A 15,711-nucleotide genomic window follows, 5' to 3' on the forward strand; every position below is an offset into this window, starting at 1 on the left:
GGCTTCCCGCCCGGGAAACGTTGAGCTGCATCAATTGCAGAGGTTGATCACAATCGCTCAGCCATTGACGTACCGAACTCATGACTTGACATGCGTCAAACCATACCGCCGTGCACGATCTAGATTTCAGCTATCAATTTGACAAGCTAGCGGAGCATTCCATGCGAGCCCACCAGATCATGACCCGGTCGGTTATCTCGGTCACACCCGATACCAGCATCGTCGAAGCGGCCAACATCATGTTGAAGCGTCATGTCAGCGGCCTTACCGTAGTCGACGACGGTGGCAAGCTGGTCGGCGTGGTCTCGGAGGGCGACTTCATCCGCCGAAGCGAGATCGGTACCGGGCGCAAACGCGGACGCTGGTTGCAGTTCATCCTCGGGCCCGGCAAGTCGGCCAGCGACTTCGTCCACGAGCACGGCCGCAAGGTTTCCGAGGTGATGACCGCATCGCCCGTAACTATCACCGAGGATACTGCGCTCGCCGAGATCGTCGAGCTGATGGAACAGAATAACGTGAAGCGCCTGCCGGTGGTCCGCGGCGACAAGGTCGTCGGTATCGTGTCGCGCGCCAACCTGCTGCAGGCAGTGGCTGGCCTCGCCCGCGAGGTGCCGGATCCGACTGCCGACGACGATCACATCCGCGGTCGCATCATCGATGCTATGGAGAAGAACGACTGGTGCCCGTTCGGGCTGAACGTCATCGTGCGCGACGGTATCGTTCACTTGAGCGGCGTCATCACCGAGGAGCGGGCACGACAGGCAGCGGTCGTCGCCGCCGAGAACGTCGACGGCGTCAAAAAGGTGCATGACCATCTCTGCTGGGTCGACACCATGTCAGGCGTCTATCTGAACTCGCCCGAGGATGATGATCTCGCCAAAGCCAGCTGAGGGAACTTGCGCGCGAGAATCTACTCAGCGAGGAATGACGGCGGTGGCCTCGATCTCGACGCGCGCCGCCTTCTCGACCAGACGCACGACCTGGACCAGCGCCATCGCTGGATAGTGCGCACCGAAGATTGCGCGGTAGATCTTGCCGAGCTCCTTCAGGTTTGTCAGGTACTCCTCCATGTCGACGACGTACCAGGTCAAGCGCACCAGATGCTCGGGCCGCGCACCGGCCTCGGCCAAAATCTCGGCAATGTTGGTCAGGGTCTGGCGCACCTGCGCTAGAAACCCGGCGGCGAGACGCTCCTGGGCATCCCAACCGATTACACCACCCGTGACGACAATGCGTCCCTCAACGGCCATACCGTTGGCATAACCCTTCGGCATCGGCCAGCCGGAGGGCTGGAGCACCTGCGCCCTGGGGCCGGCATCATCCTCGGCAGCAGTTGGTAGCACTGCAAGCTGGGGGCCTTTCGGCGTTGTCACGGACAATTCTTGATCCTTTATCTCATTCTGCCGCGACGCCCGAGGACGTAGCAGCCGCCTGCGCCAGTTGTCGCAAGGCGAAGCGCTTCAATTTGCCGGTCTCGGTCTTCGGCAGCTGTGTCACGAACTCGATCGCGCGCGGGTACTTGTACGGCGCGATCTCGCGTTTGACATGTTCCTGCAACTCGGCCGCGAGCTTTGCATCCGGCGTCACGCCGGGGGCGGCTATGACATAGGCCTTCACGATCATTCCGCGCGCCTCGTCCGGCGCACCGACGACCCCGCACTCGGCAACCGCAGGATGCGTGAGCAAGGCCGCTTCCACATCCGTGCCCGCGATATTGTAACCGGCTGACACGATCATGTCGTCAGAGCGCGACTGGTACCAGAAGTAGCCGTCGGTATCCATCAAATAGGTGTCACCGGTGATGTTCCACCCGTTCTGAACGTATTTGCGTTGTCGCTCGTCGGCGAGATAACGGCAGCCGGTCGGCCCGCGCACGGCGAGCTTCCCTATCGTGCCTGGCGGCAACTCGTTGCCATCGTCATCGACGATCTTTGCCTCATAGCCGGGAACGGGCTTGCCGGTGGCGCCGGGACGAATCTCGTCCTCGGTCGCGCTGATGAAGATGTGAAGCAGCTCGGTCGAGCCGATGCCGTCCATCAGCTTGATGCCGGTCGCTTTCAGCCAGGCGTCGAATGTCGGCTTGGGCAACGTCTCGCCGGCGGAGACGCACTTTCGCAGTGAAGAGATGTCGCGGCCTGCAAGCTTGCCGATCATGGCGCGGTAAGCCGTCGGCGCCGTGAAGCAGACCGTGATCTTGTACTTTTCGATCGCCGAAAGGATGTCATCGGGCGTCGTCTTCTCCAGCACAACAAACGACGCGCCGATATGCATCGGGAATAGTACGCCACCGAAACCGAAGGTGAACGCAAGCGGCGCTGAGCCGACGAAGCGATCCCTCTGCTCGGCCCGCAAGATGTTGCGTGCATAGCCGTCACACACCGCCAGCATGTCGCGGTGGAAATGCATGGTGCCCTTAGGATCGCCGGTCGTGCCCGACGTAAAGGCTATCAGACAGATATCATCGGCTGCAGTATCAACCGCCGTGAACTCAGCGCTGGCATCCGCGATCAGCGCCTCTAGCGAGTCCGGGGCGCCATTACCCCAATAGACCACATGCTTGAGACCTGGTGCGACCAGCTTCGCCTTCTCCATCTCATCGGCAAGCTTTCCGTCACAGAGCGCGAGCGCGATCTCCGCCTTCTGAATTGGATAGGATAGCTCCTTGGCGCGCAGCAACGGCATTGTCGCCACGCAGATGCCGCCGGCCTTGATCACTGCGAGATAGGTCGCGACCATCATCGGACTGTTGGCGGAGCGCAGCAGCACGCGCCCGCCGGTGACGAGTCCGAGTTTGCCGACCAGCACATTGGCGATGCGGTTCACGAGCGCCTGCAACTCGCGATAGGTGTAGCTGACGGCGGGACTGATGACACAGGGCGCATCCCCGTGCCCCTGCTCGACCCAGCGATCGAGGAAATAGCTGACGCAGTTCAATCGCGCCGGATAGTGCAGCTCCGGACGCGTGAAGATGAACTCCGGCCAGAGCTCAGACGGCGGCAGATGCTGCCGCGCAAACCTATCGACATGAGCGGTCGTGGCATCGCCGTCATGCGAGCCCGAGACTTGAACCTTGGCAGCGTTGGCCATCGCACGCTCCTTTGCGCATGGAAAGCACCCGGCAGCACCATCTGGAAAACATTTTATGCTTAAAACAATTTTGCGCAATAGCGGATTTTGGGCATCCCTCCATTTTCGTGCGGCAAAGCGAAATGGGCGGACGCGCCGGCCGGTGGACTTAAGGCTTGCGACGCACAGCAGATTTCTGCGCCGACGCCTTGGTCTTGGCCAGCAGCCGCATCAGCTCGCGCACATCCTTGGGCGTCAGGTCGGCAAAGAGATCGGCGATCCAGGTCTCGTGTTCCGAGGCCATCCTGCGAAACTCGGCACGACCAAGCTTGGTGAGGCGGATCACCTGGACGCGGCGGTCAGTCTCCGAGGTGCGGCGGTCGAGATGGCCGGATTCCACGAGGCGTTCGACCAGGCCAGTGACATTGCCATTGGACACCATCATGCGCTTTGAGACGTCCGACAGCGTCATGCCGTCGGGCGCCTTGTCGAGCTGCGCCATCAGATCGAAACGCGGAAGAGTGACGTCGAACCGCTGCCGCAGCCGGCCGCGGACCTCGCCCTCGATCAGGGTCGTGCAGGTGAGCAGACGCAACCACAGCCGGAGCTCTTCGGCATGGTCCTCCGGAGTCTCGACGGCCTTGGTCTCGGAATCGAGCATTTTGATGCAATCACTCGCGGCCGGCATTGGCGCCGGCCCGGATTCCCCAACGTTTTGAGCTTCAAATAAATCGACGCCGCCCGCAAGCCCAAAGCTGCAACAATCGATCGCACACGAATTTCTTTAGGCTTCAAATAATTGGCGCGCCGTTTGCATGCGCCGCTGCCCGCACGATGGCGGCGCCTGAGCTTGGCTTGCCGCGAGCGCCGTCGTCGGCATAAGCTTGGCTCGGAGTACGCAGCTTGCAGCTGAAGGCGCAAATCGTTACGGGGGATCAATCATGAAGTCGCAACTGACCTTGGCCGCAGCCGCATTTCTTCTCGGCACCGCGATGAGCCCGGCGCTCGCGCAGGAGAAGATCAAGCTGGGCGTGATCGTGACCCTCTCCGGACCCGCCGCAGCCCTTGGTCAGCAAGTTCGCGACGGCTTTGCGCTCGCGGTGAAGGATCTCGGCAGCAAGATGGGGGGCCGTGATGTCGAAGTGGTCGTAGTCGACGACGAACTCAAACCCGATGCGGCTGTAACCAAGGTGAAGGGCCTGCTTGAGCGCGATAAGGTCGACTTCGTGGTCGGACCGATCTTCTCTAACATCCTCCAGGCGATCCACCGACCGGTCACGGAATCCAAGACTTATCTGATCAGCCCCAATGCGGGTCCGTCGACCTTTGCAGGCAAAGACTGCAACCCGTTCTTCTATGTGACGTCCTATCAGAATGACCAGGTTCACGAGATCCTCGGCAAGGTCGCGCAGGATCGCGGCTACAAGCGGATGTATCTGATGGTGCCGAACTATCAGGCGGGCAAGGATTCGGTCGCCGGCTTCAAGCTCGACTACAAGGGCGAGATCGTCGAAGAATCCTACATGCCGCTCAACACGCTGGACTTCCAACCGGAGCTGTCCAAAATTGCGTCGCAGAAGCCTGATGCGCTCTTCACGTTCATGCCGGGCGGCCTCGGCGTCAACCTCGTCAAGCAGTACAAGCAGGCCGGACTCGCCGACAGCATCCCCGTGCTCTCGGCCTTCACGGTGGATGAATCCACCCTGCCGGCGCAGCAGGATGCGGCCGTCGGCATGTTCGGCGGCGCGAACTGGGCACCCAATCTCGACAATCCCCAGAACAAGAAGTTCGTGGCCGCTTACGAGGCCGCCTATAACAGCGTGCCTGGTACCTATGCCATGCAGGGGTATGACGCTGCGATGCTGATCGACAGCGCGGTCAAGGGAGCGAAGGGCGACCTCTCCAACAAGGATGCCGTTGGGGTTGCCCTGAAGAAGGCAGACTTCACGTCGCTGCGCGGTTCGTTCAAGTTCAACACCAATGGCTATCCGATCCAGGATTTTTACCTGACCAAGGTCGCCAAGCGTCCGGACGGCAAGTTCCAGACCGAGATCGTTCAGAAGGTTTTCGAGAATTACGGGGACCGTTACGCCAAGGATTGCAAGGCGGTGAACTAAAGCCGCACGTCGCATCAAGGGAGGAATACGATGAAGAGCGAAATCACCGGCATCACGCGGGCTAACGAGGGTATCCAGGGCATTTCCTGGAACATCCTGGGCCAGACCTATGTGCCGAAGAGCAACAGCGAGAACAGCTTCTCCTGGCACGCGACGTTGCCACCGGGCACATTCGTGCCGCCGCACATCCATCCCGACCAGGACGAATATCTCTACATGCTGGAGGGCAAGCTCGACTTCGTGCTTGGCAATTCAGAGGCGCAAGCGACGCCCGGTGACCTGATCCGTCTCGGCATGGGCGTGCCGCACGGCATCTTCAACAAGTCGGACCAAACCGCAAAAGTACTGTTCTGGGTATCGCCGACCAAAAAGCTGTTCGACCTGTTCTGGGGCCTTCACAACATGAAGGAGCAGAAGCCGGAGGACGTTGTGGCGATGGCCGCCGAGTACAACATCCATTTTCTGCCACCACCTCCCGGCGCCGGCTAGCAGCAACTTCAGGCACGCACCGCCGCGAGTCCCGGGACCGCGGCGAAGCCCGCCTTGGTGGCATAGCCACGCACGATCGCCTCGCGCTGGGAATAGCTCAGGACGTTGTCGATATTGTCGAAGCCGTCGGGCGCGAGCTGCTCGACGGCGTCGATGACGCCCTCGGGGCCGCCACGGCGATTGGAGCGAACAATGTCTGCCGTCATCGGCAGGCGTTTCTTCTCGTATTCCATCAACGCCTGGCGCGGATGCTCGGCGCGAATAAGCGCGTCGGCGAGGCAGCGCGCATCGAGGATCGCCTGCGAGGCGCCGTTGGAGCCGACCGGATACATGGGATGCGCTGCATCGCCAAGCAGCGTGACGCGCCCGGACGACCAATATGGCAATGGATCGCGGTCGCAGGTCGGGTATTCGTAGAATTCGGGCGTCGCCGAGATCAGGCTCTTCACGTCGATGTAGGGCACCGAGAAGCGCGCGACATGCGGCATCAGCTCCTCACGCCGGCCCGGCCTTGACCAGTCTTCCTTGCGTGGCGGCGGCGCATTGCCCTCACCCACTTTCACCAGTACCGCCCAATTGGTGAGGCGGCTCGCCGGGCTCGATCCCTCCGCTATCGGATAGACGACCACCTTGGCATTGAGGCCACCGGCTACAATCATCGATTTTCCGGTGAGGAACAGCGGCCAATCGCGCGCACCGCGCCAGAGCATCAGGCCGTTCCAGCAGGGCGGCCCTTCCTTTGGGAACAGCGTGTCGCGGACGCGCGAATGAATGCCGTCGGCACCAATGAGGATATCGCCACACGCGGTGTGGATGTGCGAGCCCGCACGATCGAAGAAGTAAGCCGTCACGCCGCCTTCGTCTTGCGTGAACGCGCCGAGCCGGCAACCGGTGTGAATTGCTTCCGGACCGAGCCGCTCCTCGACGGCGCGATGGATGACGCCCTGGAGGCGGCCGCGATGGATGGAGAATTGCGGCACGTCGTGCCCGGCATCGATGCCTCGGGCTTCGCGCCAGACCTCCTGGCCATGGCGGTTGAGGTAGTAGAGCTGGTCAGTACGGATCGCGACGTCGTCGAGCTTTTGCAGCAGACCAAGGCCGGCAAGCTCACGCATGGCATGCGGCAGCGTGTTGATGCCGACGCCGAGCTCGCGGATCGTATCGGATTGCTCGAAGATCTCACACCCCATGCCGCGAGCCCGCAACATCAAAGCCGTGGTGAGACCACCGATACCGCCACCGACGATAATCGCCTTCATCGCCCTCAACTCCACACGATACACAGGCAACCGGGTTAGCGTCGCACGGCCGGTCACCCTGCCGCAAGCGGCTTTGTCGTCTCCGCCTCGATCTCGGCCCGGGTCTTGGGCTTAGCCTTAATTGCGGCCGAAACCGCCGCTCAGTCGCCCCTGAAGACCGGCTTGACCTTGGTGGCAAAGGCATGAAAAGCGCGCTCGAAATCGGCCGTCGTCATGCACAGGGCCTGGGCAACGGCCTCCGCTTCGATAGCCTCCTCGACCGACATCGCCCATTCCATCGCCAGCATGCGCTTGGTCATGGTGTTGCCGAAGGTCGGCCCTTCCGCGACCTGCTTGGCCAGCAGCTGCGCCTGGGCCAGCACCTGCTCAGGCGTGACAATGCGGCTGAAGAAGCCCCAGCGCTCGCCCTCTTCCGCGGTCATGAACCGGCCGGTGTACAGAAGCTCGGAGGCGCGGGACTGGCCGATGATCCGCGGCAGGATCGCGCAGGCGCCCATGTCACAGCCGGCAAGACCGACCTTGTTGAACAGGAACGCCACCTTGGCTCCGCTCGCAGCGAGCCGCATGTCCGACGCCATGGCAATGATCGCGCCGGCACCGGCGCAAATGCCTTCGACCGCGGCCACGATCGGCTGCGGGCAGGCCCGCATCGCCTTGACCAGATCACCTGTCATCCGTGTGAAGGCGGTCAGCCCCTTTGTATCCATCTTCACCAGCGGGCCGATGATCTCGAACACGTCGCCGCCAGACGAGAAATTACCGCCCGCGCCGGTGACGACGATGGATTTCACCGCGTCGTCAAACGCGCACGCACGAAAAAAATCCGTCAGCTCGCGATAACTCTCGAATGTCAGTGGATTCTTCCGCTCCGGACGGTTGAGCGTCACGGTGGCAACGCCCTCGACAACGGCCAGCAGGAAGTGTTGCGGCGAATAGTCCGCGAGCGGCACGGTGACGGGATTGGCTGGTCTGCTCATGCGATCTCCTTGGCTTCCTTGTTCCGCACCTGCGCCACGACGCTAGATTTCGCCCCCAGCGACCGCGATCGCCTGCCCGGTGATCGCGCCGGCGTTCTCGCTGCACAACCAGAGCACGGCATTCGCCACTTCCTGCGGCGTGATCAGACGCCCCTGCGGATTGTGCTTCGCGAGCTCGGCGATCGCCTGCTCGCGGGTTCGCCCGGTCTTCTTCATGATGTTGTCGATGCTGCCGGCGACGAGATCCGTGTCGGTGAAGCCAGGGCAGACAGCATTCACGGTCACGCTGCTGCCGGCGATCTCCAGCGCAAGCGAGCGTACAAGACCGACCACAGCGTGCTTTGCCGCCGTGTACGCACTCACATATGCATAACCCTTGAGGCCGGCCGTCGATGCAATCGCCACGATGCGTCCATAGGGACGGTCCTTCATGTCAGGCAACACAGCGCTAATGGCATGGACAACGCCCATGAAATTGACATCCATCATCCGCGCAAAAAGGGCACTGTCGGATTTCGCGAACGGCGCCGATTCGGCGCTGCCGGCATTCGCGATCAGGATATCGATCGGCTTTCGCGCGTTCGCCGCGGCGATGGCGCCCCTCATCGCAGCTTCGTCCGAGACGTCTGCAACGGCGGAATGATGCGCAGCACCGGCTTTGATCGTTTCCTCGAGAGACGCAGCATTCCGGCCAAGCACGGTCACCGTGGCGCCGGCGCCGACAAGAGCCGCGGCAATCGCCCGGCCGATGCCGCGACCGCCTCCGGTCACCAGCGCGTGCGGCGAATGCGGCAATCCGGACATGCGCTTGCTCCCTCAAGATCTGCCAATCGTTCCCCCGATATATTTTAACCTTCAAGCTTTTGCAACGAAAGCGCCGATTGATGCTGCGCATGCCATTACGCGGAAGAGCGGCCCGAAAATTGCTTTAAGTATAAAATTATTGCTTCCCATCTGCGACAGGCCTGTTAGCATCGCGGGGTCAAGCCAAAGGATGTCGCGTGTCGCAGCCTTCGCCAATGATAACAAAGGACGGACGCTTCGCCTATGAAGCCGCGGGCGATCCGGGCGCAACACCCCTGATTTTCCTGCATGGCATCGGCGGTGCGGCGCGGGCTTGGCGGCAGCAGCTTGCGACATTCGGTGATCGTTTCCGCGTGATCGCGTGGGACATGCCGGGCTATGGCGGGTCGGCGCCGCTCGCCAGCGTCAGTATCGCTGCCCTGGCCGAAGCGCTCCAGCAATTCATCGAGCAGCTCGGTGTGACAAAGCCCATTCTGGTCGGCCATTCGATCGGCGGTATGATCGTCCAGAAATGGCTCGTCCACGCGCCAAAACTTGCGCGCGCGGTGGTTCTGGCACAGACAAGCCCGGCCTTCGGCAAGGCCGACGGCGATTGGCAAAAGTCGTTCATCGCGGCGCGGCTGGGCCCGCTTGATCGCGGCGAGACAATGAAATCGCTGGCACCTTCGTTGGTGAAGGAGCTCGTCGGTGACGATCCTGATCCCAGGGGAATGGAGCTTGCGCGCGAGTGCATGGGAAGCGTACCGGAGGCGAGCTATCGCGCCATGATGTTGGCGTTAGTCGGTTTCGATCAACGCAGCACGCTCAAAGATATATGCGTTCCGACGCTGTTGCTTTCCGGTTCCAAAGACAACAACGCACCGGCGCCGATGATGGCGAAGATGGCGAGCTATATTCCTTCGGCGGAATACATCGAACTTGCTGGCGTCGGACATCTCGCCAATCTTGAGCGGCCTGACGCCTTCGATAGAACCCTTAGGGGCTTCGTCGATTCCGTTGCCGCCAAACACGGATGATTGCACCATGACCATGCAGGTCAGCAAGACGATCGGCGCGACCGACAAGGTCGCACTGGATGCACCGATCTTCGATCCCGTGGCGTTCCGGCTGAGCGACGAGCAGGCGAGCATAATTACGCGAGCGCGTGAGATCGGCCAGAGCGTGTTCGCCGGTCGTGCCGCGGCCTACGATCGCGAGGCGATCTTTCCGACCGAGAACTATCGCGACCTGCATCGCGTCGGCCTGCTTGGCATCGCCGTGCCTAAAAAGCATGGCGGGCTGGGCGCCAATTATCAAACCTACGCGCTGGCCGCTGCGGAGATCGGCCGTTATTGTGGCGCAACCGCCCTCACCTGGAACATGCATGTCTGCTCCACGCTGTGGTCGGGGCCTTTGGCCGATGATCTCGACATGGATGCAGAGACCCGCGCGGAGCACGAGCGCCGACGGGCGGTTCACTACAAACGCATCGTCGAAGACGGCGCGATCTATTCGCAACCCTTCTCGGAAGGCGGCGCGGCCGCCGCCGGCGGCGTTGCATTCGGCACGGAAGCAAAGCCTGTCGAGGGTGGCTGGATCGTCAACGGCAAGAAGATCTTTGCATCGCTGTCAGGCCATGCTGACTATTACGGCGTGCTCTGCACCGAGATTCCGGAAGGCGAGAAGGCCTCGCGCCGCAACACACTCTATCTAGCGATCGCCGCGGCGTCGGACGGCGTCTCCGTCGTCGGCGATTGGGATCCGCTGGGCATGCGCGGAACGGTCTCGCGCACGCTGCTATTCAAGGATGTGTTCGTGCCGGAGGATGCTGCGCTGATGCCGCGCGGCGTCTATTTCCAGGCGGCGATGCGCTGGCCGCACATGTTCCTGACGCTCTCGCCGACCTATATGGGCCTGGCCCAAGCCGCCTATGATTTCACTGTGCGCTATTTGCGCGGCGAGGTGCCGGGCATGCCGGCGGTTAAGCGGCGGATGTATCCGACCAAGCAGATCGCGGTGGCGCAAATGCAGATCAAGCTGGAACAGATCAAGGCGATCTGGTTCCAGGCCGTCACGGAGGCGCGCGCCAATCCCAGTAAGGAGCAGGTGCTGCGCGCCTATGCAGCGCAATATTCGGTGATGGAAGGCGCCAATGAACTCGCTGCGCTCGCGATCCGCACCTGCGGCGGTCAGGCCATGCTGCGATCGCTTCCGCTGGAGCGGATCTATCGCGACAGCCGGTGCGGCTCGCTGATGCTGCCCTGGACGGCCGAGCTCTGCCTCGACCGGATCGGCCGCGAGGCGCTGTACGAGACTGGCGAGACGGACGATTAACGGTGGATCTCTGCAGTCTGATCGATCGCAATGCGGCGTTCGCGCCAGACAAAACCGCCATCGCCTTCGAGCGGCAGCGGCTGGACTACGCGACGCTCGCCCGTCGGATTGAACGGACCGCCACGGCCCTGAAGCAGGAGTTCGGTGTCGGGCGCGGCGACCGCGTCGCGATCCTGAGCCTGAATCGGCCGGACTATCTGGTCCTGCTCTACGCCTGTGCTCGTCTAGGCGCGATGCTGGTGCCGCTGAACTGGCGGTTGGCGGTCGCCGAGCAGCTGTTCATCCTCACCGATTCTGGCGCCAAAGTGCTGGTGCTCGAGCAGGCATTTGAAGGCGTTCTTCCCGAGGTCGCGCCCGGAACAGCCGTCGTCGGCTTCGATTTTACGCCGCCCCGCGGCAGGAGCTACGAAAACTTGCTGGCTGCCAGCAAGGGAAGCGCACGCAATCCGCACACCGATCTCTCCAGCCCACTGCTGATCGTCTACACCTCAGGAACGACCGGACGGCCAAAGGGCGCGGTGCTGCGCCAGGAGGGGCTGTTCTGGAACGGCGTCATGAGCCAGCACATGCACAACATGACGTCGGACGATCATGTGCTGACGGTGCTGCCCTTCTTTCACGTCGGCGGCCTCAACATCCAGACGACGGCAGCGCTCCAGCTTGGTGCGACCGTTACGATCCACGCGCGCTTCACACCGGATACGGCGCTTGCGGCCATTGAACGGGAGCGGCCGACCCTGACGGTCATGGTGCCCACGATCCTCCAAGCCGTTAGTGAGCATCCCGCCTGGGCCACCACCGATCTCTCGTCGCTCAAAGCCGTTGCCACCGGGTCGACCATCGTCCCGCCGCACCTGATCGAGCGCTTCGTCGCACGCGGTGTGCCGGTGCTGCAGGTTTACGGCTCGACGGAAACCTCTCCCATCGCAATCTATACGCGCCTCGGCGGCGACCTGTCTCGGACGGGATCGACCGGACTAGCCGGCCTGTGCTGCGAAGCGAAGGTGATCGATCAGGCCGGCAATGAGACGCCGGCCGGCACGCCCGGAGAGATCGCAGTACGCGGCCCCAACGTGTTCTTCGAATATTGGGGCAATGCCGAGGCCACGCGCGAGGCGCTGCGCGACGGCTGGTATCGCACCGGCGATGTCGGCCTGTGCGACGCCGACGGCTATTTCTGGGTCCGCGACCGCAAGAAGAACATGATCATTTCCGGCGGCGAGAACATCTATCCAGCCGAAGTCGAGCGCGTCCTGCTGGAACACCCCGATGTCAGCGAATGCGCCGTGATCGGCCGGCCGGACCCACGCTGGGACGAGGTGCCCATCGCTTATGTCATCCGACGATCCGGCTGCCGTCTCGAAGCAGACGAGCTGAAAGCGCACGTTCAGACACAGCTTGCCCGCTACAAGGTTCCCCGCGACATCATTTTCGTTGCCGATTTGCCGCGTACGGCGCTCGGCAAGGTTCAGCATTTTCTGCTGAAACAGCTTGATGCGCAGTCGCGCGCGCAAGGAGAAGCATCTTGAAGATCGCAGTTCTGGGTGGGGGAAACGGCTCTTTCGCGGCCGCGGGCGATTTTGCTCTGTCGGGGCATCAGGTCCGGCTCTGGCGTCGCGACGCAGCGCAGGTCGAAGCACACCGTGCCGCGGGATCTCGCATCCTGGTGAAGGATCACAATGGCCGCCACGACGTGAAGTTGGCGCTGGTGACTACCGACATCGCCGAAGCCGTCAATAGCGTCGATCTGATCCTGTGTCCCGCCCCCGCATTCGCTCAGCCGGATATCGGCCGGCTCCTCGCGCCGCATCTGCGTGACGGCCAGGTGGTGTTCCTGCCACCCGGGACATTCGGCTCGATGATCTTCGCGCAAGCCGCACAGGAGGCTGGCAATCGCGCCAAAGCGAGCTTCGCCGAAACCGGCACACTGCCATGGCTCACCCGCAAGCACGGGCCATTCGAAGTCGCAATCACCATCCGCGCCAAGCGGCTGCCGGTCGGCGTATTCCCTCTCGATCGGGCCCCGCATGCGCTTGAGATTATCGGCCGCGCCTTCCCTGACGTGATCGAGCCATGCGGTGATGCGCTCTCCGGCGCGCTGATGAATGCGGGCTGCATCATTCATCCACCTTTGATTGTCATGAACGCGGGCCCGATCGAGCATTTCGAGCGCTGGGACATCCACAAGGAGGGCACCCAAGCCGCGATCCGGCGCGTGACTGACACGCTCGACGCCGAGCGGATCGCCGTGCGCGAGGCGCTGGGATATGGCGCCCCGCATTTTCCCCTCGCTCATCACTACGCGCGGGAAGGCGAGATCTGGATGTATGGCCGCGGCTCGCATGACCGGCTGACTGATTCCGGCGACTGGCGCGAGCGGATCGTACTGACCGATCACCGCTACATGCGCGAGGATTTGCGGCTGGGGCTGTCGCTGCTGGTGTCCGTCGCGGGGGTTGCTGCAGTCGCCACGCCGCTTGCCAAGGCATTCCTGGCTATCGGCGGCGCCATCTGCGGCGAGGATTTTACGCAAGGCGGCCGAACATTGCAGACCTTGGGGCTTGGCAAGCTTCACCGAGCTGAATTGCAGACGCTGCTTCGTGAAGGATTCTAGCCGATGACCAGCCGCGCCAAGATCGCCTGTCTCGGAGCCGGTCGCATGGGGCGCGGCATTGCCGTCGCGTTTGCCTATGCGGGACACACGGTCACGATGATCGACATCAAGGCCCGCTCGGCAGAGGAATTTGCCAGGCTGGAGGCCGATGCACTCGGAGAGATCAGAAAGACGTTCGCAAGCCTGTCCAAGCTGGGACTGCTGACCGAGGCGGACGTTGATCCGCTGATCGCGAGAGTCTCGGTGGTGCCGGCCAGCCAGAGCGGCCCTGCCCTTTCCGAGGCAGGAATCATCTTCGAAGGGGTTCCCGAGGTCGTTGAGCTCAAGCGCGACGTGCTGGGGACGGCTTCACGGCAGATCGGCCCGGACACAATCATTGCTTCCACGACGTCAACCATCCTCGTCGACGATCTGTCGGATGCCATCGTGAACCCGCGCCGTTTCCTCAACGTGCACTGGCTGAATCCGGCCTATCTGATCCCGCTGGTCGAGGTGTCGCCCGGGAAGGCAACCGACCCAGCCATCATCAACGCGGTCAAGACGTTGCTCGAAGGCATCGGCAAGGTGCCGGTGGTCTGTGCGGCGACGCCCGGCTTCATCGTTCCGCGCATCCAGGCGCTAGCCATGAACGAAGCCGCCCGCATGGTCGAGGAAGGCGTCGCGAGCGCCGAAGAGATCGACAAGGCGATCCGCTATGGTTTCGGCTTTCGCTATGCCGTGCTCGGGTTGCTCGAGTTCATCGACTGGGGCGGTGGCGATATTCTGTACTACGCCAGTCGATATCTCGAAGGCGCGCTCGGCAGCGACCGCTATCGCGCGCCAGAGGTCATTTCGCGCAACATGCGTGAAGGCCGGATCGGCCTGCGCACCGGTGCAGGCTTCCTCGATTATTCAGGGATGGACGTAGACGCATATCGCGCAAAACGGCTCCAGGCCATGGTCGACCTGCTCCGGCATTTCGACCTGGCTCGTCCGCCTGTGCTCGACCGCAACTAGCCGAAGACGTCCTGAAGGACACCCTCCAGAACGACCGCGACGCCATCGAGCTCGATGGTCGTTCCCATCATCGGCAAGTCGAAATGGCCTGCAGTGTAACGTCCGGCGAATTCGTTCGCGCCGGTCGAGAACAGGAAGTTGCCCGAGACGGCGCGGATCTCCGTGCCATTGGTGTCACGCTGGTCGTACATCGAGAGGGCCTCGTAGCGCGCAGCCGGATTCATGCCGAAGCCGACATGCGACACGGCATAGGCCTCCCGATCCCCCCAGGCGGCGAGATAGGCGCGCATCAGCGCGGCATCGGTGCCCTCGCCCTCCAGCTCGACGACGTAATCGTCCTTCAAGGTCATTTTGACCGGCGACGTCAAATAGCGCTTGAAGGTGAGGTTGATATCGCCGGGCGCCATGACCAGCGTGCCGTTGATCGTCCCGCTCTTCGGAAAGCTCACAACGATGCCGCCTGGCCAATGCGCCAGCGTACCCGGCTTGTCCGTCCACCCCCAGACGCCGACCGTGGAAGCGCCCACCATGTCCACATCGAGCGCCGTGCCGGCTTTAGAGGTGACCCGCATTCGCTTAGTTCCCCGCAGCATCTTTGCGGCCGCACGAACGCGCTTCTCGAGCGCGGGGTCCGGCACCATGCGCTCCAGCGCCTCGGGATGCTCGTTGGAGATCACGAGGATGCGCGCGCCGGCCTTCAGGATTTCCGGTGTTTCCACCGCGTGCATCAGGCCCTCGATGGTGCAGTCCACCACGAAGCCAGCCTGCTGGAGCGCGCTGATGACAGGACCCAACCGCTGGATCGCCTCGCTCGCCCCCGTCGAGCGAACCGGAACGACATTTCGATTGCGCGGCGTCGGCATCACGACATGAAAAGGCCGCGCGCCCATCCGCAACAGCGCCAGCTCCGCCAAATGCACGTTCAATGCCCGCGACTGAGTTTCCGAGAGGATCGCCGCGGTGTCGCCGGACTTGACGGCGCAACGCTCAAAGATCTCGCAAAATGCGTCAATCCATTTTGCCTCGATGCGATCAGCCAGCATGGTTCACTCCCGGTCCTCTGGTTTCTTTTTCGT

The 15,711-nt window shown here is 62.5% G+C and carries 15 protein-coding genes; 8 read left to right on the top strand and 7 right to left on the bottom strand.

Features of this window, described 5'->3' with window-relative positions:
- Positions 1-161: 161 nt before the first annotated feature.
- Complete coding sequence (locus tag XH80_RS28005) at positions 162-890, top strand: CBS domain-containing protein (protein WP_271601358.1); 729 nt, start codon at positions 162-164, stop codon at positions 888-890.
- A 24-nt stretch (positions 891-914) separates the two neighbouring features.
- On the opposite strand, the gene XH80_RS28010 is transcribed toward XH80_RS28005, so the two are convergent.
- The 3 genes from XH80_RS28010 to XH80_RS28020 all read right to left on the bottom strand — a co-directional run bounded on the left by XH80_RS28010 (position 915) and on the right by XH80_RS28020 (position 3,754).
- Positions 915-1,373: a RidA family protein gene (locus XH80_RS28010; RefSeq protein ID WP_271601359.1), complete on the bottom strand. Its 459-nt coding sequence runs from the start codon at positions 1,371-1,373 to the stop codon at positions 915-917.
- 22 nt (positions 1,374-1,395) lie between these two features.
- Positions 1,396-3,087 (bottom strand): benzoate-CoA ligase family protein, encoded by a 1,692-nt coding sequence (locus tag XH80_RS28015; protein WP_271601360.1) that lies wholly within the window; start codon positions 3,085-3,087, stop codon positions 1,396-1,398.
- Between the two features lie 148 nt (positions 3,088-3,235).
- A complete protein-coding gene (locus XH80_RS28020; protein ID WP_271601361.1) occupies positions 3,236-3,754 on the bottom strand; it encodes a MarR family winged helix-turn-helix transcriptional regulator in 519 nt (172 codons plus the stop codon).
- 253 nt (positions 3,755-4,007) lie between these two features.
- Between XH80_RS28020 and XH80_RS28025 the strand changes: the two genes are divergently transcribed.
- Both XH80_RS28025 and XH80_RS28030 read left to right on the top strand, forming a co-directional pair.
- Positions 4,008-5,183, top strand: a complete 1,176-nt coding sequence (locus tag XH80_RS28025; RefSeq protein ID WP_271601362.1) for an ABC transporter substrate-binding protein — start codon at positions 4,008-4,010, stop codon at positions 5,181-5,183.
- 30 nt (positions 5,184-5,213) lie between these two features.
- Positions 5,214-5,672 carry a cupin domain-containing protein gene (locus XH80_RS28030; RefSeq protein WP_057749561.1) on the top strand — a complete coding sequence of 153 codons (459 nt, stop codon included), beginning with the start codon at positions 5,214-5,216 and terminating at the stop codon, positions 5,670-5,672.
- 8 nt (positions 5,673-5,680) lie between these two features.
- Here the strand turns inward: XH80_RS28030 and XH80_RS28035 are convergent, their stop codons facing one another.
- The 3 genes from XH80_RS28035 to XH80_RS28045 all read right to left on the bottom strand — a co-directional run bounded on the left by XH80_RS28035 (position 5,681) and on the right by XH80_RS28045 (position 8,712).
- Positions 5,681-6,931 carry a flavin-dependent oxidoreductase gene (locus XH80_RS28035; RefSeq protein ID WP_271601363.1) on the bottom strand — a complete coding sequence of 417 codons (1,251 nt, stop codon included), beginning with the start codon at positions 6,929-6,931 and terminating at the stop codon, positions 5,681-5,683.
- Between the two features lie 140 nt (positions 6,932-7,071).
- On the bottom strand, positions 7,072-7,908 hold the full coding sequence (locus XH80_RS28040; protein ID WP_271601364.1) for an enoyl-CoA hydratase family protein: 837 nt from the start codon (positions 7,906-7,908) through the stop codon (positions 7,072-7,074).
- A 42-nt stretch (positions 7,909-7,950) separates the two neighbouring features.
- A complete protein-coding gene (locus XH80_RS28045) occupies positions 7,951-8,712 on the bottom strand; it encodes an SDR family NAD(P)-dependent oxidoreductase (protein WP_271601365.1) in 762 nt (253 codons plus the stop codon).
- 197 nt (positions 8,713-8,909) lie between these two features.
- Between XH80_RS28045 and XH80_RS28050 the strand changes: the two genes are divergently transcribed.
- From XH80_RS28050 to XH80_RS28070, 5 genes are read left to right on the top strand one after another with little or no spacing between them, the layout of a single operon-like run.
- Complete coding sequence (locus XH80_RS28050; protein ID WP_271601366.1) at positions 8,910-9,728, top strand: alpha/beta fold hydrolase; 819 nt, start codon at positions 8,910-8,912, stop codon at positions 9,726-9,728.
- 7 nt (positions 9,729-9,735) lie between these two features.
- Positions 9,736-11,025, top strand: a complete 1,290-nt coding sequence (locus tag XH80_RS28055) for an acyl-CoA dehydrogenase family protein (protein ID WP_271601367.1) — start codon at positions 9,736-9,738, stop codon at positions 11,023-11,025.
- A gap of 2 nt (positions 11,026-11,027) precedes the next feature.
- Positions 11,028-12,554, top strand: coding sequence for a class I adenylate-forming enzyme family protein (locus XH80_RS28060; RefSeq protein WP_271601368.1), 1,527 nt, complete (start codon positions 11,028-11,030; stop codon positions 12,552-12,554).
- Positions 12,551-13,639, top strand: a complete 1,089-nt coding sequence (locus XH80_RS28065) for an NAD/NADP-dependent octopine/nopaline dehydrogenase family protein (RefSeq protein ID WP_271601369.1) — start codon at positions 12,551-12,553, stop codon at positions 13,637-13,639. Before XH80_RS28060 ends, XH80_RS28065 begins: the two co-directional genes overlap by 4 nt.
- A 3-nt stretch (positions 13,640-13,642) precedes the next feature.
- Positions 13,643-14,635, top strand: coding sequence for a 3-hydroxybutyryl-CoA dehydrogenase (locus XH80_RS28070; protein ID WP_271601370.1), 993 nt, complete (start codon positions 13,643-13,645; stop codon positions 14,633-14,635).
- On the opposite strand, the gene XH80_RS28075 is transcribed toward XH80_RS28070, so the two are convergent.
- Positions 14,632-15,678, bottom strand: coding sequence for a hypothetical protein (locus XH80_RS28075; protein ID WP_057749590.1), 1,047 nt, complete (start codon positions 15,676-15,678; stop codon positions 14,632-14,634). The genes XH80_RS28070 and XH80_RS28075 overlap by 4 nt on opposite strands.
- Positions 15,679-15,711 lie beyond the last annotated feature (33 nt).

This window comes from Bradyrhizobium sp. CCBAU 45384, from assembly GCF_028128665.1.
GTDB lineage: Bacteria > Pseudomonadota > Alphaproteobacteria > Rhizobiales > Xanthobacteraceae > Bradyrhizobium > Bradyrhizobium manausense.